We start from the raw sequence: 22,013 nt of genomic DNA, 5'->3' as shown, positions 1-22,013 counted from the left end.
GCACCTAATAAAATTCAGAAAGTAATTCAACATTAAAAACTAATAATTAAAGATTATAAAGTGTGCATTTAATTTCTACCATACCAGGCGGCTGGAACCCAAATGATGAGGGTGTTTTTTACATCGATCAATCTCCAGGAGATATTATTTTTTTATCTTCTGCAGATTCTGATTTATTTATGATGAATAATGCCTACAAATTAATTTATAATTCTGTAGAAAACCCGCCTTCTTTTCGTTTTGCCAACCTTAGTTACTTTAAACAAGAATTAACTATAGATACCTATATTGATGAAGTGATTTCTTCGGCTAAAATTGTGGTGCTAAAACTTTTGGGAGGAAAAGGGTATTACAATTACTTATGTGAAGCACTCACTGAATGTTGTGAAGAAAACGATATTCAGTTAGTGTTTTTACCAGGTGATAATAAACCCGATTTAGAGTTGATGCAATCTTCTAACATCCCGTTAAAAGAGGTAGATTTAATTTGGAAATACATTCAGTCTGGAGGACTTGAAAATTGCCAAGCCGCTTTGCAATTAATTAGCAATAGAATTACAGATATAAAGGTAACTCCGAATGCTATTAAAACCATTCCTGATTTATTTTTGTATCACCCTGATGAAGGAATTTACAATGCATCAACCTTACAACAAGAAAAAAAACAAGCTATTATTTTCGGTTATAGAAGTTATTATTTATCTAATAATTTAGCTCCAGTACATAGTATTATTAACGCCTTAAAAGTACAAGGTATCTCTGCTATTGCCTTAATGGCTGCTGGATATCGTGAACAAGATATTCAACAACAAATTTTCGATTTATTAAAATCACATCACATAGAAAAACCGCAAGTAATTATAAATACAACTGGTTTTAGTGTGCAAGGCTTTCATGATACAACACAAAGTTTATTTGATGTATTTAATGTGCCTGTTATACAAGCCATCATTGGAAGCTGTAATCGTGAAAGTTGGTTAGAAGGTTCTTTCGGATTACCGCCTACGGATATTGCAATGAATATTGCCTTACCTGAAGTTGATGGTAAAATTATATCGAAAGTAATATCCTTTAAAGAATCTATAGAAAAAGATATTTTAACAGATTCTGAAGTAGTTTCTTATGTTCCTAATATGGAAGGTTGTGAATTTGTTGCACAAATGGCGAAAGCTTGGATAAACTTGCAGTACAAAAATAATTCAGCAAAGAAAGTCGCTTTAGTTTTGCCTAATTATCCGAATAAAAATAGTCGTTTAGCAAATGGTGTTGGTTTAGATACGCCGCAAAGCACCTTGCAAATACTAGCACAATTGGCAGATGAGAATTATAGCTTAGCAACTGATTATCCAAAAACCACTAAGGAACTAATCAATAAATTAACCAATGCTGTTACGAATGATTTAGAAACGATAAACACTTTAAATGAAAGACGTACCATTAAATTAGATATTGGAATATTTTATAAATACTATAATCAATTATCGGACGAACTTCGTGAGAAAGTAGAAGCGCAATGGGGAAATCCTGAAAAATCACCTAATTACAAAGACGGAAATTTTTTAATTCCAGGATTCCTTTCTGAAAATGTATTGATAAGTATTCAACCAAGTAGAGGTTATAATTTAGATTTACAAGCCAGTTATCATTCGCCCGACTTGCCTCCTACTCCAGCCTATTTAGCGTATTATATTTGGTTACAACACGATTTTAAAGCAGATGCTTTAGTACATATTGGTAAACATGGAAATTTAGAATGGTTGCCTGGAAAAAGTGTAGCGCTAAGTAAAGAAACATGTTTTCCTGCGGCTATTTTAGGCCCCATTCCTCATTTTTATCCTTTTATTATTAATGACCCAGGAGAAGGAACACAGGCTAAAAGAAGAAACCAAGCAATTATATTAGATCACTTGATTCCTCCAATGACACGTGCTGAAAATTATGGGGATCTTTTAAAGTTAGAATTATTAATTGATGAGTTTTATGAGTCTGCTTTAGTCGATAAAAAAAGAGCTACTTTAATTAAAACTAAAATTGAAAAGTTGGTTAACGAAAGTCATCTTAAATCTGATTTAAACGAAGATGGAAAAGATATTGATGCTTTATTAGAAGTTATAGATGGGTATTTATGTGAGCTAAAAGAATCTCAAATTAGAGGTGGTTTACATATTTTAGGAAGAATGCCTACCGATGAAAAATTAGTAGATTTAATTGTTGCTCTACATCGTTTACCGCAAGGAAATTTAAAAGGTATTACACAATCTTTAGCGGATGATTTACAACTCGACTTCGATCCTATAAATGTGGTTTATTCTGATGCTTTTGATAAAGAAATATTCGGCATTCATTGTAGAACTTTTGGACAAGCAGTTGAACTTTTAGAAAACAAAGCGAAAAATATCGTTCATCAATTGTTAAATGGAAATCCTATTCATAAAATTGGTGATGATACTTCACAAATTATAAAATACATACTACAACACACCGTACCTGTTTTGCAAAAAACTTCTAACGAAATTGGTAATTTAATTAAAGGTTTAAACGGACAATATATTCCCGCTGGTGGCTCTGGTGCGCCAACAAGAGGTCGCTTAGATATTTTACCTACAGGACGAAATTTTTATTCTGTGGATGTGCGCACGGTTCCGTCTGAAACGGCTTATCAATTAGGTCAAAAAAGTGCGCAAAATATAATTGACCGTTACCTGCAAGAAAACGGAGAATACCCAACTTCTATTGGTTTATCTGTATGGGGAACTTCTACAATGCGAACTAGTGGAGACGATATTGCACAAGCCTTGGCTTTAATTGGTGTAAAACCCGTTTGGCAAGGAAGTAACCGTAGAGTGAAAGATTTTAAAGTACTTTCTACCTTAGAACTTAGAAGACCAAGAGTCGATGTCATGTTACGAATTTCTGGATTTTTTAGAGATGCTTTTCCCGATTTAATTTCGCTGTTTAATGCCGCTATTGAAAAAGTATCTCAATTAGATGAAACAGATGAGCAGAACCCTATAAAAAAACGTGTAGAAGAAGAAACAAAGCAATGGCAACAAGAAGGTTTAGATGATAAACAAGCCAATGAAAGAGCTTTGTACAGAGTTTTTGGTTCGAAACCTGGTGCTTATGGCGCTGGATTACAAGGTTTAATTGATGGTAAAAACTGGACTACTTCCGATGATTTAGCACAAGCTTATATCAACTGGAGTGGTTATGCTTATTCTGGTAAAAACAACAGCGGTAAATCTGCACATGAAACCTTTAAAAAACGATTATCATCAATTGAAGTTGTAATGCAAAACCAAGATAATAGAGAGCATGATATTTTAGATTCTGATGATTATTACCAGTTTCAAGGAGGAATGACAGCAGCTGTGAATACCATAAAAGGTTCACAACCTGAAACGTATTTTGGAGATCACTCTCGCCCCGATAATCCGAAAATTAAATCTTTAAAAGAGGAATTATTAAAAGTATTTCGCTCGAGAGTTGTCAATCCGAAATGGATGCAAGGGATGCGAGATCACGGTTATAAAGGTGCTTTTGAAATGGCCGCTACAATGGATTATCTTTTTGCGTATGATGCTACTACCAATTTAATAGAAGATTTTATGTACGAACAAATTACCGAAACTTATTTGTTAGATGAAGAAAATAAAGCATTTATAGAAGAACATAATCCTTGGGCTTTAAAAGATATGTCGGAACGAATGTTAGAAGCGATTCAAAGAGGAATGTGGGAAAATCCATCCGAAGAAACTATTGAAGAATTAAAAGATATTTATAAAAATTCGGATGCTTTAACAGAGTAAAACAGGTATTTATTTTAAAACATTTATAAACCCTTATCTAACTTACGTAAAAAAAAAATAGCTGTATGAAATTCATACAGCTATTTTTTTCTAAAAGAAAATTAATTTTTTAACTACTCATAATATTTTTTTTGAAAAAACATGTAAAATTAAAAATTCATTAAGATACTTTTAATCCGTTTTTTCACTTTCCTTTTCTTGCCTTTAGTTAACTCAAAAGGAAGTGTTACTATTAAGAATATTAACTTAAAAGGAAGTACTAATTTTTTCATACAATATTATTTTTTATTTGTTTTTTTTTGATAATATTTACTAAATACCATAAATAAAAATCCACATAACAACCAAGATGGTAATGTTACAAAAGATAAGAAAACATCAAATTTTATAGAAATAAAGTAAAATAACCCAAAACTAATTGCCCATGCAAAAAGCACTGCTTTGTTTATTTGTAAACCTGCAACTTCTGCATAATTTTTTGTAATTCCCCATTTTTCATGGAAGAAATGCTCAAAAGCAATAATGGCACCAAATGGCGCTAATATAAACCCGTATAAAGCAACAAATCCTAATAATTTCATTGCAAATGCAGGGAATAAACCTGCAATTGTTGCAATAGCTCCTGCTAAGATTGTTACTTTAGCTGTAGATAGCTTAGGCAATATTGCCTGAAAAGCTAATCCTGCTCTATAAATTGTTGGGTTTGCGGTAGTCCAACCTGCCAATACCACAGCAATAATACCTAAAACTCCAATAGCATTATAAGCCATAGGTCCAGGAGCTACAGGAGGAGCTTGTCCGTTATTTAAAAAAGATAATGCTTCAGGAGATTTTACATATACTGCATAAAGTAAGGCTGCAGCTATCCATGCCATATAATGCCCCACATACATACCTGCCGCAGTTGCCCAACCAGCTTTAGCTTCTTTAGCAAATCTAAATACAGATAAATCAGACATACCAACATGCATTGCTCCATTTGCAAACCAAGACCAAATAACTACATGCCAAAATGTAAATTTAGTTTGCCCAGGAAATGGTTCTGCTCCTTCTCCCCAAATATTCCAAAAATCAGAAAAACTAGATACTCCTAATTGACTCAAAGCAACAACACCACAAGCTATAAATGCAATTACTATAATAGGAGACATCCAATTGGCTGCTTTTGTAACCGTATCATAACCTCTTGCTGCAATTATAGAAATAACTGCACCAATTATAATTACTATAATAATCCATGTCATTCCATTAGGTAATGTATCGTCTAGCTTTGGCATGGGCATATCAAAAGGAATACCAACTGCTGTTGCAGATACAGTTATCATAGATCCTGCTAAAAAACAAAATAAAATTCCGTTTGCTAAATTATATCCCGTTACTAATTTTTTTCCACAAATTTTTTCTAGTTGATAATATAAAGTTAGTCTATTTTTTACTGCAATTTCTGCTGTTAAATACCTCCAACTTAATACCGCTAAAATATTTCCAAATAACAAGCCAACAATCAAATCGAAAGCACTAACACCGGCCGTTAAAAATAATGGTCCAATCATAAACTCTGTACCCGCAGCATGTTCTCCGGCATACATTCCTATAAAACTTTTCCAATTTTTTAGTTTAGATTTTGGTACAGGGGTTCTTTCAAATTCCCCTCCAACCTCTTCTGTTAAAATGTCTTCTTCTTGGTGATATTGTGTCATACTTATAGTTCTAATTGTTTTTAAGATGAAGAAGTATGCTATATACTTCTACGAATTATTTTATTGTTTTGACGAAAATATACTGTAGCCTTTAAAATCCTATCCTGTACTATGTTGGTTAACGTAAATAACTTAATTTTCTATAAACAAAACCTTATTATATCAATAACAAAGAGTTCAAATTCTAATTTACAAAAAAATATAGAATTTATTATTGAAAAACATCCTCTTTTCAGGTTACAACAGGACAGCTAAACTATAAGAATAGTATAATTTTATCTCTGATTAGAAAATAATCAAAACAAAGATGAAAAAAACAAAAGTAGGTTTATTTATACCCTGTTATATTAACCAATTATACCCTCAGGTTGCTATTGCAACTTTAGAGTTATTAGAAAAATTAAATGTAGATGTTTATTATCCACAAGGACAAACTTGTTGCGGACAACCGCTGGGAAATTCTGGATATGAAGAAGATTCTAAAGGAGCCTGCAATCTTTTTGTAGAAAACTTTAAAGAATATGATTATATCGTTGGGCCATCCGGAAGTTGTATTTATCATGTAAAACATCACTTTGATATTTTAGAACAAACGCCTGAAGTTATTAAAGTAAGAAATAATGCTTATGAACTTTGTGAATTCCTTGTAAAAATTCTTGGTGTCACAGATTTAGGCGCTTCTTTTCCACACAAAGTTGGTCTACACAAAAGTTGCCATGGTTTACGAGGTTTAAAACTAGGCTCATGTTCTGAAGTGATGGGACCACATTTTTCTACAGAAGAAGATTTATTAAACAATGTTAAAGGACTAGAATTAATGTCTTTAAACAGAAAAGATGAATGTTGCGGTTTTGGAGGAACATTTTCTGTTTTTGAAGAAGCAATATCTGTAAAAATGGGAAAAGACAGAATTCAAGATCATTTAGATAGTGATGTAGAAGTAATAACCGGAGCAGATCATTCTTGTTTAATGCATCTAGAAGGCTTAATCAATAGAAACAAACAACCTTTAAAGGTTATGCATATTGCAGAAATATTAAATAGTAGTTTATAAGTATGAAGCACTCAGAAAAAGCAGAAATATTTAATAAAGATGAAGCGAAAGTAAACTGGCATGATAAGGCACTTTGGTATGTTAGAGAAAAAAGAGATAACTCTGCACATAAAGTACAAGGTTGGGAATATTTAAGAGAATTAGGTTCTGGCATTAAAGCTAATGTTTTATCTAATTTAGATGAATATTTAATTCAGTTTGAATCGAACGCTAAAAAAAATGGTATACATGTTCATTGGGCTTCAAATGCAGAAGAACATAATGAAATTGTAAACAGTATTCTTGTTAAACATGATGCTAAAAAAGTAGTAAAAAGTAAATCGATGCTTACAGAAGAGTGCCATTTAAATCCTTATTTGGAAAAAAAAGGCATTGAAGTTATAGATACCGATTTAGGTGAACGTATTGTACAATTAGCAAAAGAACCGCCAAGTCATATTGTGCTTCCTGCAATTCATAAAACAAAAGAAGAAGTAGATGTATTGTTTCAAGAACATTTAGGTACAAAACCAAGTCAAGGAAACCCAGAATATTTAGTAAGTGAAGCACGTAAACATCTTAGAAATAAGTTTTTAAAAGCAGATGTTGCTATTACGGGAGTTAATTTTGCTGTTGCAGATACTGGTGGGGTTGTTGTTTGTACAAATGAAGGAAACGCAGATATGGGTGTTCATTTAGCAAAAGCACATATTGCTTGTATGGGAATAGAAAAAATTATTCCGCAAGAAAAACACTTAGGTGTTTTCTTAAGATTACTTGCAAGAAGTGCTACAGGACAGCCAATTACTACCTATTCTTCTCATTTTAATAAAGCAGAAGAAGGAAAAGAAATGCACATTATTATTGTAGATAATGGTAGAACAGAACAATTAAGTAGAGAAGATTTTAGAGCTTCTTTACATTGTATACGTTGTGGTGCATGCATGAATACCTGCCCTATTTACAGAAGAAGTGGTGGGCATAGTTATGATTACACCATACCCGGACCAATTGGTTCTATTTTATCTCCTGGAAAGGATTTAAAAAAACACAGTTCATTGCCATTTGCATCTACCTTATGTGGCTCTTGTTCTAACGTTTGTCCGGTAAAAATTAATATTCACGAACAACTTTATAAGTGGAGACAAGTAATTGTTAAAGAAGAAAAACAACCAGTTATAAAGAAAGCTGTTTTAAAAACTGCTGGAGTTGTATTATCTAAACCTGGCTTGTACGATTTTGCAGGTAAATCTGCTAGATTTGCTTTAAAAAACTTCCCAAAGTTTATGATTTATAATAAACTAAATGCTTGGGGTAAAGCAAGGGATTTACCAGAAGTAAAGAACGATAATTTTGATGAATGGTTTAAAAAAAGAAATAAAGATGGGTAGAGAAGCTATTTTAGAATCGATAAAGAAAAACAAACCAGAACTACTTACAGTTCCTGAAATTAAAAAAGAAATTTTTGCAGAAGATATAAATGTAAAAGAAGTATTTAAAGATAATATTGTTTTAGTTGGTGGAAGAATAAAAGAAATTAATATAGAAACTATTGATGCTGAAATAAAAGAATCCTACGCAAAAGCAAAACGTATAGTTTCTACATCTTCTAAAACTACATTAGGTACTGTTTCTGTGTCTAAAGATACAGATCCTCATACTTTAGAAGATATTGATCTTGCTATTGTAGAAGGAGAATTAGGTGTTTCTGAAAATGGTGCTATTTGGGTTACAGCAGATACTAGCATTGTTAGAGCTTTACCTTTTATAACTAACGACCTAGTTATAATACTTGATAAAGAAAAAATTTGTTTACACATGTTAGAAGCATACGACATAATCAGTAACAGAGACCGTAACTTTGGGGTTTTTATTTCTGGTCCATCAAAAACTGCAGACATAGAGCAATGTTTGGTTGTTGGTGCTCATGGAGCCATGAGTTTAACCGTCTTTTTAGTTTAAAAAAACATCTTATTTTTATAAAATAAAAAACTCAACTAAATATAGTTGAGTTTTTTGTTTTGTATGTATAAATTCTACTAGTAGTATTTTGCATATACAACACGAGTATGAAGATATTCTTCCATACCATGTTTACCATCTGCTCCTCCTACTCCAGATTTTTTCCATCCAGCATGAAAACCTTGAATTGCTTCAAAATGTTCTCTATTTACATATGTTTCACCAAAATGTAAATTATTAGTAGCTTGCATAATATTGTTATAGTTTTCAGAAAATATAGAAGATGTTAATCCATATTGACAATCATTAGATAATGCAATTGCTTCATCTAAAGAACCAAATTTCATTACTGGTAAAACAGGTCCAAAAACCTCTTCTTGAATAATTTCCATTTGTTGAGTAACATTTGTTAAAAGTGTTGGGTTATAAAAATAACCTCTATCAAATTTATCAGGTCTGTTTCCACCGGTTAATACCTCTGCCCCTTCTTTTTTGGCAAACTCAACCATTTCAGAAATCTTATCTAATTGAGATTTAGAAACTAAACTACTCATATCAGCATCCGTACCTGTTAAAGCATCTCCAACAACTACTTCGCTCATTTTTTTAGTTAATTTCTCTACAAACTCATCATAAATACTGTCTTCTACATAAACTCTTTCTGCACAATTACAAACTTGTCCACTAAATATTACTTTAGAAGATACAATTGAATTTAAAGCAAGTTCCATATTAGCATCTGCACAAACAATTGCAGGTGCTTTACCTCCTAATTCTAAAGAAACTTTAGTAATGTTTTCTGCTGCTGCAGTCATAATTTTCTGACCAGCTCCTACACTTCCGGTTAAACTAATAATTCCTGTAATAGGACTTTTAGATAACGCGTTACCTACAGTTCTTCCTGCTCCACAAACAAAATTTAAAACACCATTAGGCAAATTTATTTTTTGAATAAAATCTGCAAACTCCATAATTGTATTTGGTGCTTCAGAACTTGGTTTAATAACACAGGTATTACCTGTTATTAAAGAAGCTGCCACTTTACGAGCCATTACAAAAAACGGAAAATTCCAAGGACAAATACCTACAGCAACCCCAATTGGAACTTTGTGTAAATAAATATGTTCTTTTGCACGATCACTTTGAATAATTTCTCCCTCAATTCTACGAGCCCAACCTGCGTTGTAATCAAAATAATCTGCAGTTACATCAATTTCTACTTGCGCTAAACCAATTACTTTTGCTTGTTCTTTAGATAGTGTTTCTGCTAAAAAAACACGGTTTTCTCTAATAACATCTGCCATTTTATGTAAAAACTGAGCACGCTGTATTGCAGGTAGAGCTTCCCAAGCAGGTTGTGCTATTTGAGCAGCTTCTAACGCATTATTTGCATCCTCTACTGTACCAGAAGAAATAGTACTAATAACTTCTTCTGTACAAGGATTTAGTATTTCTATTACTGAGGTTGCTTTAGAGTCTACAAACTGACCGTTGATATATTGCTTATAATGTTTCATGTAATTTTGTTATTGTTAATTCTATTTTACTAAAAAAAGTTATTATCCTAAAAACTTCTTTCTTAATTCTTCTACTTGATCATCATTAATTGGAACCATTTTCCCTAGAGAGTTTCCTAAAACTATTGATTTTGCGCTAAATTCTGCTACTTCTAAATAATCGAATGTTTGTAGTAATTTATCTCCTGTAATAATTACAGAATCATTTTCAATTATTAATGCTGTAGCACAATTGTCTACCATTTCAGAGTTGTTATTCTTTCTAAAATGATTACCATATTTTACCGTATTTATATCTTGTAAAAAGATCCAACTTTCGGGTATAGTTCTTACATTTAAATACTCTCCTGTTACACCAAAAGCCATTAAATATGGAGATTGCGTCATAATAATAGAGTTTACATCTGGATTACGATTGTAAATTTCTTGATGAATCCAAGAAGCTCTACTTGGTACTTTACCTGCTTCTCTTTTTCCTCCTTTAATTTGTACAATATCATCTACATCAATATCCCATCTATTTAAACCTGTTGGGGTAATTAAAAAGTCATTTTCATTCCATCTCATAGAAACGGTACCGTAAGAACTAATCATTAAACCTTGTTCACAAGAACGTTTAACAATATTACAGATTTCAAGTCTTTTTTCTACTTCTTCAGAAGTGTATACGGTTTCTTCCATTTCTGGTAAAACACCTTTTGCTTGCGTTTCAAATTCATCTATTTGTGCATCTGTTAAATACTTTGGTGTACCTATTTGAGAACCATATAAAATGGTACTTGCACAAAACTCTAAAGCTTCAAAACGCTCATAAGCATCTGTTAAATCACTTCCACCTAAAACAGTTCCGTGATTTTCCATAATAATAGCTTTAAAGCCTTTTTTAAACTCTTCTCCAATAACTTTTCCTAAATCATCACTTCCTGGTAATTCATATTTTGCATAACCAATTGGTCCACAAATATGTCTTGCCTGAGAAATAATATTTGTATTTGGTATTTGACGCACAATACTAAAAGAAACTAATGCTGGTGGATGTGCATGAATTACAGATTTAATATCTGGTCTAGATTCGTAAATTGCTTTATGAAAAGGAAATTCTGATGATGGCTTATGTTTACCTATAATAGTACCATCTTTTTTAACACAAATAATATCTGAAGATCTTAAAGATCCTTTGTCTACTGCAGATGGAGTTACCCAAATATCTCCTTGTTCATCTATAATAGAAATATTACCACCAGAAGTAGTAGTCATTCCTCTTTTATAAATTCTACTTATTATTTCTGTAATTTGATCTCTCGGGTGAATTAATTTTATGTTCTTAGACATTTTTTTTCTTTTTTGTTAGTTTAATATTTTAATAAACTTAGCCACTAATAATAAATGGCACATGTTTTTTTAATGCGTAATTTTCTCTTAAAAACTTAGAATTTAATTTGGTATCTGATATTGAAATTGCTGCACCCAAAGCAGATCCTAAAGACGCTTTAGTGGTTCTTAATTTCATACCTCTTAAATAATGTGATAGTAATTTTATATATAAATCATTATCTGTAAAACCACCATCAATATAAAGTCTATCTATTTTGTGTGTATCTGCAATTCTATTTATACTTTGTACTTGCAATTGCACTAACTCTATCATTAAATGATGATAGGCTTGCTCAAAATTAGGATAAGAATAAGATGTTTTTTCAGGCATATTTTTATCAGAAAAAGATTCCCATTTAAATGCATACTGAAAATTTTGCATGATTTCTGAATATACATCAAGATCAAAATCTACAGTTTTATGATAGTCTTTATCTACCTTATATTGTTCTGTTAATTTTGCTACCTGAATTTTATATTCATTACCTAAAAATAAACGAGAAGATTTTACTGGTTTTCCATTTATTCTCATGTAATTTATACAACCCAACGTTACATCACTTTCTGTTAAAGGAGTATCTGTAAAAGGGTTTAAAGCAATGCTCCAAGTTCCTGTAGATACTAATACAAAAGGTTTTTTTACGCTTCTAACATAAGGCAAAAGTGCCGATGAACTATCATGTATACCAACACCAATTTTAATTCTTTTACCATTGTAATTGATGTTTACGCTTGTTTCTGTAGAAACAAGTGGCGGTAGTATTTTATTAATTCCTTCTTTATATACCCAATCTTGATAATCTTTAGTTTCATAATTCCATAAAGAAGTATGGCAACCTATACTTGTATATTCACTTAACGGAATACCCGTAAAAATAAAACTTAAGTATTGTGGTAAATGAAGAGAATATTTAATTTTTTTAAAAATTTCTGGTTTTGTATGTTTTAACCAATACAATTGCATCCCAGAGTTTAATAAGCCAGATTTTGGTGCGCCACTTGTTCTTGTTAGCTCTAATTCTGGACCATATTTTTTATAAAAATCATCAACTACTTTTTCATCAATTTCTTTTGTATAATTATACAAAGGAGTTAATGCTTTACCATCTTCATCAATATGAACAAAACTGGCTCCATAAGTAGAAAAATTAATTGCTTTAACACTAAATTCTTTTGCCTTTAAAATTCTATCAAAAACATCTTTTAACCATTTTTGTAATGCAGGTAAATTTTCTGTAGGATGCCCATCTTCATCAAGAATTTCATCAAAAGAAATATATTCTTTATGAACTTCTTTAAAGTCTTTGTCAAATAGGAAAAACTTTTTATTCGTTTTTCCTATATCAAAAACAGCGGTTACTTTTTGTTTCATAATTAAATATTATAGACCAGTAGCAACTGTATTTCTACCTCTTTCTTTAATAAGCTCTTCTCTTACATTAAAACTTCTATAAGCATTAATAGGACTAATAACTCCACCTGTGTTTAAACGTGCTTTTTCTATTAATGGACGTACATCTGTTCTGTATGCTCCTTGAAGAATTTCTTGACATTTAACAACATCATTTGCTTCTTGTGCTGCTCTTAATAAATTTTGATCTACTAAAAGTGCTTTTGCATATGCTTCTTGAATTGCTTCTAAAGATTGAATTAAATCTTCTAATGGATCTTTAATATTATGACTTGCATCAATCATCCACGCTAAATCTGGGTTTTGAGGATTGTTTTCCATACCATAAACCAATTCATTAAAGATTAAGAATAATGCATAAGGTTTAATACTACCAACGGTTAAATCATCATCTCCGTATTTACTATCATTAAAATGGAAACCACCTAATTTTCCTTTTAACTGTAAAATAGAAACAATTTGTTCTATATTACTATTTGGTAAATGGTGTCCTAAATCTACTAACGTAAATGCTTTGTCTCCACAACCATTAGCTAACATTAAAGAAGCTCCCCAATCTTGTATAACTGTGCTATAGAAATTTGGTTCGAAAGGCTTGTATTCTATTAATAATTTCCAATCATCTGGTAAACCTTTGTAAATATCGATTAAACTGTTTTGTGTATTTTGAAATGCCGTTTGAAAGTTGTTTTGTCCAGGAAAACAAGAACCATCTGCCAACCAAACTGTTAAGCTTTTAGAACCTAATTTGTCTCCTATTTTTATAACATCTAAATTATGCTGAATTGCTTGCTCTCTAATAGCCTGACTTGTGTTACTTAATGAGCCAAATTTATAGCTTTCTTTTGCGTCTTTTTGATCTTGAAAAGTATTAGAGTTTATAGCATCAAATTTAATATTTAAGCTATCTGCTTTTTCTTTAATTGCTGCATAGTCAGAAGGCACATCCCAAGGAATATGTAAAGAAACAGCTCCTGCAGTTTGTGTTAAGCTATGTAAAACCCCTACATCATCTATTTTTTGTTCTAATGTAGATGGTTCTCCAAAATGAGAAAACCTACCAAAACGTGTTCCTCCAGCACCTAATGCCCAACTAGGAATTGCTACTTGAAATTCTGATAATTTAGAAACGATGCTTGCTACATCATGTCCTTTTTTTGTTAACTGTCCTGCAAGAAAATCTAATTTTTCTGTATGATTTTCTAACCCTTTTTTGTTGTACTCAAAGATTTGCTCTTTACTTACTTTCATGTTTTAATTCTTACAAAAAAAACTTTTATAAACATTGAATTTATAAAAGCTTTTTTTTATTTATAAATTACTTTTTTTTTACTATCTAACAAAGGCATTTGCCATACCACCATCAACATTTATAATGTTTCCTGTAGATTTATCTAGAATTCCTACTAAAGAAAATACTCCGTTTGCAATATCATCTGGGGTAATAATTTCATTTAATAGATTTCTTTTTGCATAAAATGCTGGCAATTCTTCTACGGTAATTCCATTTGCTTTTGCTCTACCTTCTGCCCAAGCACCTTCCCAAATTTTACTACCTACAATAACTCCATCAGGATTTACTGTGTTTACTCTAATTTTATCTTTTCCTAACTCTGCAGCTAATAAACGTACCATGTGCTGTTGTGCTGCTTTTGCTGTTCCGTAAGCTACATTATTTGGTCCTGCTACCAAACCATTTTTACTTGCTATGGCAATATAATCTCCTCCAAGACCTTGTTTTCGCATAATTGCAGTAGCTTGTTTTGCTAAATCAAACTGACCTTTTACTAAAATACTTTGTAAAATATTCCAATCTTTATCAGTAGTATCTTCTAATGCTTTAGAAATTGCTAAACCAGCACTGTGTACAATTATATCTACTCCACCAAATTCTATACATGCTTTTTTGTAAGCAGATGCAATAGAGTCTGTATTTGTTACATCACAAATAGCATATGTAGAAACATCTCTTTTATAAGTTGCGTTTGCTTTAACTAAACTTTCTTCATTAATATCCGTTAAAACAACATTTGCTCCTTCGGCTGCTAATTTATCTGCAATTGCTTTACCAATTCCTCCACCGGCTCCTGTAACTAATGCTACTTTACGTGATAAAGGTTGTTCTTTTGGCATACGTTGTAATTTTGCCTCTTCTAATAACCAATATTCAATATCAAAAGCTTCTTGTCTTGGTAATGACGTGTAAGAAGTAATTGCTTCTGCACCACGCATTACATTAATTGCATTGATATAAAATTCGTTTGCTACACGAGTTGTTTGCTTATTTTTTGCAAAACTAAACATCCCTACTCCTGGGTAAATAATAATTACTGGGTTTGCATCTCTTACTGCAGGGCTATTTTCTTTTTTACATGTATTGTAATAGTCTAAATATTCTTGTCTGTAAGCTGCAAATGCAGGTTCTAACTTTTTAAGAATTGCATCTGCATCAGATAAATCTTCGTTTTTATCTAACGTTAAAACTAAAGGTTGAATTTTTGTACGCAAGAAGTGATCTGGACAAGATGTTCCCATAGGAGCTAATCTTTCTAAATCATTACTATTAATGTATTCCATTACAACATCTGTATCAGAAAAATGACCAATCATTCTGTTCTCTGAAGAACATAAACCTCTTAATAAAGGCATTATTTGAGCCGCTTTTTCTAAACGTTCTTCTTTTGGTAAGCTTTCTATTTTCTGACCACCAAAAACGCTTCCTTTTTCTTTTATTTTTTTCTCTATAAATTCAGAAGCCATTTCAATAACTTCTAAACTATTTATATAACATTCGTAAGAAGTATCTCCCCAAGTAAATAAACCATGAGATCCTAAAACAATTCCTCTAATACCAGGATTATCTTCTAAACACTTTTCTATTTGAAGACCTAAATCAAACCCAGGACGTTGCCAAGGCACCCATCCCATAGTGTCTCCCCAAATTTCTTTGGTAACTTTTTCACTATCTTTTGCTGCAGCAACTGCTATTAAAGCATCTGGATGCAAGTGATCTATATGTGCAAATGGTAATAAACCATGTAAAGGTGTATCTATAGAAGGTGCTTTACTATCTAAATCGAAAATACAGTGATTAAATAACCCCACCATTCTATCTTCATCTTCTAAACCGCCGTAAACATTTTTTAAATCACGTAATCGATTTGTATAAATCCCAGCAATACCACTTCTGTTTAAAGTTCCTATATCTCCACCAGAACCTTTTATCCACATTACCTCTACCTCTTCATTGGTTAGTGGGTCTTTTTCTATCGTTCTACAGCTAGTGTTACCACCTCCGTAATTTGTAATTCTTAAATCGGCTCCTAATATATTTGATCTATATAAAAACAAATCAACTTGGTTATCACCAAATGATAATGCCTTTTCTTCGTCCCATAAATAATCTACGTAATTAAAAGTTTTTGTTTTATTTTCCATATTGGTTTCTTGGTTATAAAAATATTACATCAAAAATATATCTCATAACAAACTTTTGTATCCTGTACTGTACCGTGTCCGCATAGATTTGGCTTATAAATTTATATAATTTTAATTTTTTATATTAAATAAATATAAAACTCCCTAAATTTTCTACTTAATTAATTTATACTAATTATTTATTTAAGAGCATTACAAATAAAAAAAAGAGCTATACTTCTTGATATCATTGGATTGAGAAAATAAAACAGGATAGTACAGGATAGTGCAGGACTCTTTAAATGTACTTTAAAGTTAATTTTGGGTTAAATATTGAAATTTACAATAATTACTTAACCAAAATGTAATTTTTTACTTTCTATAGCACATAACAACAAGTTAAATATTTATAAATTAATACCCATGGAAATATATAAATATATTAAAATTGATGAAAACTCAAGAATACCAAAATATCAACAAATAGTTGACCAAATTATTGAAAACATCTCTAAAGGGAATTTAAAAATAGATCAAAAAATTACCTCAATTAATCGATTTAGCGAAGAATTTTATCTTTCTAGAGATACCGTAGAAAAAGCATATAGCATTCTAAAAGAAAGAAAGATTATTACTTCTATTAAAGGAAAGGGGTTTTATGTAACAAGAACTAAGTTAATATCTAAAGTTAATATTTTATTCCTCATTAATAAATTAAGCTGGTACAAGATGGAAACATATTATTCCTTCTTAAATAGTATGGGGCCAAACTCATTTGTAGATCTACATATTTATCATTGTGATGAATCTTTATTTTTAAATTTATTAAGTAAGCATAAAAAAGCATTTGATTATTATGTTATTATGCCACACTTTAAAACCAAAGACAACCAGCACGCAAGTACTACAGTAGCTGTTTCTGAAGCGATTAGTAAAATTCCTAAAAATAAACTTATTATAATGGATAATGGGAAAGTTCCTATGGATGATAATATTATAACGGTTTATGAAGATTATGAAAATGACATCTACAATGCTTTAAATGAAGGCCTCGAAAAAATTTCAAAATATAAAAAACTAATTCTTATTTACCCACAAAAAACTATATATCCTTATCCAAAAAGGATTAAACATGGTTTTAAAAAGTTTTGTATAGAACATAACTTTGAATTTGATGTACTCGACAAAGTTTATAATGATATGGTACTTATAAAAGGTGATTTATTTATTACCATAGAAGAAGATGACTTGGTTCATTTAATAGATCAAATAAGAGAAAAAGAATTTACATTAGGTAATGACATGGGCGTTATTTCTTATAATGACACTCCGCTAAAAGCTCTTTTGGGAATTACTGTTATTTCTACAAACTTTAAAAAAATGGGAGAAATAACCTCTCAAATGATTTTAAATAAAGAAAAAGGAAAAGTAAAAGTCCCTTTTAAATTTATAAATCGTAATTCTTTATAGAATACTTCATTTTTTTTGTTAAAAAAGATCTTTACTTATCTTTTCTTAAGAAAAAGTTATATTTTTAATTTATTAAATTTTCTTTAGTATGGATATGATTAAATATATAAAAATTGACAAAGATTCGAGGGTACCAAAATACCAACAAATCATTGATTCAATAATTCATAATATTTCTATTGGAAATTTAACTATGGATAAAAAAATTCCTTCCATAAATATGTTTAGTGAGGAATTTTACCTTTCTAGAGATACCGTAGAAAAAGCTTATAGCATATTAAAAGAAAGAAATATTATTACATCAATTAGAGGTAAAGGATATTATATTTCTAGAACAAAACTAATATCTAAAGTTAATATTTTATTTTTAGTGAATAAATTAAGTTCTTATAAAATGAGAACTTATAACCATTTTATAAACGCCATAGGTGCCAATTCTCATACAGATTTGCATATATATCATTGTGATGAAACTCTATTTTTAAATTTATTAGATAAAAATAAATCTGCATACGACTATTACGTTATTATGCCACATTTTAAAACAGATGATTCTACTCACATAAGCTTTACCGAAAATGTAGTTAAAGCAATAAATAAAATACCCAAAGAAAAATTAGTGCTTTTAGACAATATTAAAAAAAATCTTGACATTGAAAACTGTATAGAAGTTTTTCAAGATTTTGAAAATGATATCTATTCTGCACTCAATGAAGGTTTATCTAAAATAAAAAAGTATAAAAAAATTATGCTTATTTATCCTGATAAAGCAATTTACCCATATCCTCGCAGAATTTTACACGGATTTAGAAAATTCTGTGTAGAACATAAATTAGATTTTGAAGTTTTAAATGAAATTTATGATGATATGATCTTAAAAACAGGTGATTTATTTATTACTATTGAAGAATCTGATTTAGTAAATCTAGTAAAACAAGTAAGAGAAGATGAATACATACTAGGTCATGAAATAGGTATTATTTCTTATAATGACACTCCTTTAAAAGAATTACTAGGTATTACTGTAATGTCTACAGATTTTAAAATTATGGCAGAAACTGCAGCAGATATGATTTTACATAAAAAAAGAGGAAAAGTAAAAGTTCCTTTTAATTTTATTGAAAGAGAATCTCTTTAATTTTAAGCAAACATAAAATGTTTGCTTAAAATTAAACTTAGTATCTTGAAAATATAATTTAAAATTATTTACTTATTATTTCACTTTTTTAAAAAATCTTTACCCCATTTTTCTCGTAACTCCAAAGACAATAACTTAACTTGTTTTTCATATGCTGGTTTTTCTGCCAAATTATCCAGTTCTAATGGGTCTATTTTATGATCAAAAAGCATTCTAGCGTAAGCAACACCATCATCTTTTGTCCATTCTGTATAAAATAAATCGCCTTTAATTAAGGTTACGGCATCTTTAAATTTAGATACTGCCCAATCTTTCTCTGGAAATTCGCCGTTTAAAATGGGTACAAAACTTTTACCTTCAATTGTATTTGGGGTTTCAATAGCAACAAGTTCTGTTAAACTTGGATAAATATCTATATACTCGGTAATAGCATCTGTAGTTTCTCCTTTAGTTATTCCTGGTACTTTAATAATTAATGGAGTTCTTAAAGCTGTTTCAAACGTAACGTGTTTACACCATAATTTATGATCGCCTAAATTCCACCCATGATCTCCCCATAAAATTACAATAGTATCATCTTCTAACTCTAACCTTTTAAGTTCATCTAAAACTAAACCAATTTGAGCATCTACATAACTTACACAAGCATAATAACCGTGAATTAGTTCTTTAGCTAAATCATCAGGAATATCTCCTTTTAAGGGAATATTTCCATAATTACGTAGCTCTCCAAATTTATGAAACGCTTCTTTAGGTGTAGATTGTGGCTGTATATAACTTGCAGGTAATTCAATACTTGATCTATCATATAAATCCCAATATTTTTTTGGGGCATTAAAAGGTAAATGTGGTTTCATAAATCCTAAAGCTAAAAAAAAAGGTTTACTTCTATTTTTTAGCATTTTTAAATCTGCAATACCTTTTTGAGCAATTTTACCATCAAAATAAGCTGTATCGCTCACTTCTGCCATTTCAAAAGCTGCTGCTCCTGCTACTGCTAAATTAGCGTTTCCATTATTTTTAATATTATCTTCTAATTGATAATTACGAATATTACCTTCTGGAAACCAAATATTATTCCACGCTAAACTATCATCATTATTCTCATGATATATTTTACCATTAGAACGAGTTATGTATCCATTCTGCTTTAAAAGTTTAGGTAATGAAATTACGTTAGGTGCATCTTTATCTGCCGTTGTAGCATAATCTATAAAACGATATCTTGTTGGTCGCAGACCTGTTAACAAACTCGCTCTTGATGCTCCACAAACTGGAATATTACAATACGATCGATTAAACACCAAACTCTCGCTTGCTAATTTATCGAGGTTTGGAGATTTAATATGATTTGCGCCATAGAAATTAAGTTCTGGCCGTAAATCATCAACAGCTATAAAAAGAATGTTTTTTGGTTGATGGTTTTGTTTTACTATACTTTCTTTTTTTTCATTGCTCTTACACCCCGTTAAAAGAATGGATAAACAATATATATATGTAAAAAATTTATTCATTATAATATGTGTTTTTACCAATGTTTTATAACTGTATAATCTCCTTCTTTAAGAATATTTTTTATAGAATCTGGAATTTTTCGTATTGGTGTGTCTTGGTCTAATTTAAAGCCTTTATTTCCTTTTGGTGTTATTATAGGCATATTACCAATGGTTTCATCTAAAATATCTCCTTGCGATTTCATCCAACTAAACATATCTTTTTTTAACCTATCTTTTATAGTTTTTAATTCTGTATTTTGAGCTAAATTGTTTTGTTCAAATGAATCATTAAGCAAATCGTATAATTCTTCTAGAGGTTCATCTTTATGTGCATTTGCTCCTCTTTTTATAAAGTAATCTATATTGGGGTTTCCTGTTAAATTTTGTTTAACTACTTCTAACGAATTAAAGTTTCGAATATATTTATAACGCTTATTACGAATCATTCTTGATGGAAAAACCTCTGAATTTAAAATATTTTGGTTTGTTCTAACTCCATAAACGTATTTATTTACCTCAACATTTTTACCTTGTAATAGTGATAAAAAACTATTTCCGTCCATATCGTTAGGAGATTTTCCTCCCGCAATAGCCATAAAAGTTGGTAACACATCGGTATAATGAATAAGTTGATTTGAAGTTGTTCCTGGTTTAATTACTAAAGGCCAACGTACTACAAATGGCACTTTTAAACCAATATCTTTTACTGTAAATTTACCAGATGCACCATGATCTGCGCTGTACATAAATAGGGTATTATCACCTAAATACGTATCAACTAATTTTAAAACACTTTCTAGTTGTTTGTTATCTTCTTCGATACTTCTATAATAACCTGCCTTAGTTTTTACATATGCTTTATCCTTTTTTTTATGTTGATTAAAAGGGTAAAATTTAATATCCTCGGCATTTGGATTTTCAACATCAAAATACTTTCCATGCGGATATTTTGATGTAATAAACATACAAAATGGTTTTTTAGATGTTTTAAAATATGCCTCTATACTATCTAAAGGAATATAATCTCTAGGCACATCCTTTTTAGGAACAGGCTCCCATTCCTTATCCCATTGATAGACACTTTCGGGCTTCACATGGCTTTTTCCTGCCAAAACAACATCATATCCCAAATTTTTCATTTGTGTAGTCACACTTTTTATATTTGGTCTTGTAGCGGTATGGTTAGCAAAACAACCATTTTTAACAGGATACTTTCCTGTAAAAAGCTGCGACCTACTTGGGGCACAAATAGCTTGAGCAGTAAAAGCATTATTAAAAAGCATACCTTCTTTTGCAAGACGATCTACCGCTGCTGTATTTACTTTTTCGTTACCATAGCAACCATAATCATAAACATCTTGATCGTCTGCCAAATAAAAAATTAAATTAGGTTTTACATTAACCTGAGTTTCCTTTTCTGCTTGAATTAATTTCATTTTAATAGCGCCTTTATCCTTATTGCTAAAACAAGAAGTAAAAGCAAACATAAAACCTCCTAAAAGGATAAATATTAAATAGTTATTTTTCATCTTTTATAATTATTTTTTAACTCCATTTATAAAAGGGTAAGGTACCTTTTTTTTTATTTCTTACCCAAATTCCTGTTAGTGCATTATTTGTTTTTAACCATACCAACAGATCTGCATTCATTCTTAAAGCTATTTTCATAGCTTTATATTTATTATT

Annotated in this window: 15 protein-coding genes; 6 read left to right on the top strand and 9 right to left on the bottom strand. The window is 30.5% G+C overall.

Annotated elements, in window-relative coordinates; all coding sequences use genetic code 11:
* Positions 1-62 precede the first annotated feature (62 nt).
* Positions 63-3,809 (top strand): cobaltochelatase subunit CobN, encoded by a 3,747-nt coding sequence (gene cobN, locus WG951_RS01120; protein WP_105048376.1) that lies wholly within the window; start codon positions 63-65, stop codon positions 3,807-3,809.
* 278 nt (positions 3,810-4,087) lie between these two features.
* Here cobN and WG951_RS01115 read toward each other — a convergent pair whose 3' ends face one another.
* Positions 4,088-5,509, bottom strand: a complete 1,422-nt coding sequence (locus WG951_RS01115; RefSeq protein WP_105048375.1) for a purine-cytosine permease family protein — start codon at positions 5,507-5,509, stop codon at positions 4,088-4,090.
* A gap of 307 nt (positions 5,510-5,816) precedes the next feature.
* Between WG951_RS01115 and WG951_RS01110 the strand changes: the two genes are divergently transcribed.
* Genes WG951_RS01110 through WG951_RS01100 form a run of 3 tightly spaced genes read left to right on the top strand, consistent with a single transcriptional unit; the run spans position 5,817 to position 8,504 of the window.
* Entirely contained in the window at positions 5,817-6,563 is a 747-nt protein-coding gene (locus tag WG951_RS01110; RefSeq protein WP_105048374.1) for a (Fe-S)-binding protein, read from the top strand.
* 2 nt (positions 6,564-6,565) lie between these two features.
* The gene (locus tag WG951_RS01105) at positions 6,566-7,933 is read left to right on the top strand and encodes a LutB/LldF family L-lactate oxidation iron-sulfur protein (protein ID WP_105048373.1); all 1,368 of its coding nucleotides are present in this window, start codon (positions 6,566-6,568) and stop codon (positions 7,931-7,933) included.
* Positions 7,899-8,504 carry an LUD domain-containing protein gene (locus WG951_RS01100; protein ID WP_105048372.1) on the top strand — a complete coding sequence of 202 codons (606 nt, stop codon included), beginning with the start codon at positions 7,899-7,901 and terminating at the stop codon, positions 8,502-8,504. The genes WG951_RS01105 and WG951_RS01100 overlap by 35 nt, the downstream gene beginning before the upstream one ends.
* 77 nt (positions 8,505-8,581) lie before the next feature.
* Here WG951_RS01100 and aldA read toward each other — a convergent pair whose 3' ends face one another.
* The 5 genes from aldA to WG951_RS01075 form a co-directional block, all read right to left on the bottom strand.
* Positions 8,582-10,021 carry an aldehyde dehydrogenase gene (gene aldA, locus WG951_RS01095; protein ID WP_105048371.1) on the bottom strand — a complete coding sequence of 480 codons (1,440 nt, stop codon included), beginning with the start codon at positions 10,019-10,021 and terminating at the stop codon, positions 8,582-8,584.
* A gap of 42 nt (positions 10,022-10,063) precedes the next feature.
* On the bottom strand, positions 10,064-11,353 hold the full coding sequence (locus tag WG951_RS01090) for a class II aldolase/adducin family protein (protein ID WP_105048370.1): 1,290 nt from the start codon (positions 11,351-11,353) through the stop codon (positions 10,064-10,066).
* 37 nt (positions 11,354-11,390) lie between these two features.
* Positions 11,391-12,767, bottom strand: coding sequence for an FGGY-family carbohydrate kinase (locus WG951_RS01085; protein WP_105048369.1), 1,377 nt, complete (start codon positions 12,765-12,767; stop codon positions 11,391-11,393).
* A 9-nt stretch (positions 12,768-12,776) separates the two neighbouring features.
* Positions 12,777-14,057 carry a sugar isomerase gene (locus tag WG951_RS01080; RefSeq protein WP_105048368.1) on the bottom strand — a complete coding sequence of 427 codons (1,281 nt, stop codon included), beginning with the start codon at positions 14,055-14,057 and terminating at the stop codon, positions 12,777-12,779.
* 81 nt (positions 14,058-14,138) lie between these two features.
* Entirely contained in the window at positions 14,139-16,244 is a 2,106-nt protein-coding gene (locus WG951_RS01075) for a bifunctional aldolase/short-chain dehydrogenase (protein ID WP_105048367.1), read from the bottom strand.
* A gap of 402 nt (positions 16,245-16,646) precedes the next feature.
* Between WG951_RS01075 and WG951_RS01070 the strand changes: the two genes are divergently transcribed.
* Together WG951_RS01070 and WG951_RS01065 are read left to right on the top strand one after the other, a co-directional pair.
* Positions 16,647-17,693: a GntR family transcriptional regulator gene (locus WG951_RS01070; protein ID WP_170062880.1), complete on the top strand. Its 1,047-nt coding sequence runs from the start codon at positions 16,647-16,649 to the stop codon at positions 17,691-17,693.
* A gap of 94 nt (positions 17,694-17,787) precedes the next feature.
* Positions 17,788-18,831 carry a GntR family transcriptional regulator gene (locus tag WG951_RS01065; protein ID WP_105049356.1) on the top strand — a complete coding sequence of 348 codons (1,044 nt, stop codon included), beginning with the start codon at positions 17,788-17,790 and terminating at the stop codon, positions 18,829-18,831.
* 80 nt (positions 18,832-18,911) lie between these two features.
* Here the strand turns inward: WG951_RS01065 and WG951_RS01060 are convergent, their stop codons facing one another.
* The 3 genes from WG951_RS01060 to WG951_RS01050 are packed head-to-tail and all read right to left on the bottom strand — an operon-like array spanning position 18,912 to position 21,995.
* On the bottom strand, positions 18,912-20,345 hold the full coding sequence (locus WG951_RS01060; RefSeq protein ID WP_105048366.1) for a sulfatase: 1,434 nt from the start codon (positions 20,343-20,345) through the stop codon (positions 18,912-18,914).
* A 14-nt stretch (positions 20,346-20,359) separates the two neighbouring features.
* A complete protein-coding gene (locus WG951_RS01055; RefSeq protein WP_105048365.1) occupies positions 20,360-21,856 on the bottom strand; it encodes a sulfatase family protein in 1,497 nt (498 codons plus the stop codon).
* A gap of 16 nt (positions 21,857-21,872) precedes the next feature.
* Entirely contained in the window at positions 21,873-21,995 is a 123-nt protein-coding gene (locus tag WG951_RS01050; protein WP_262510170.1) for a hypothetical protein, read from the bottom strand.
* Positions 21,996-22,013 lie beyond the last annotated feature (18 nt).

Origin of the sequence: Polaribacter butkevichii, from assembly GCF_038024105.1 — a bacterium.
In the GTDB taxonomy this organism is placed as follows: Bacteria; Bacteroidota; Bacteroidia; order Flavobacteriales; family Flavobacteriaceae; genus Polaribacter; species Polaribacter butkevichii.
Note: the sequence above shows the minus strand (reverse complement) of the source record. Positions and strands in the feature narration are given on the sequence as shown.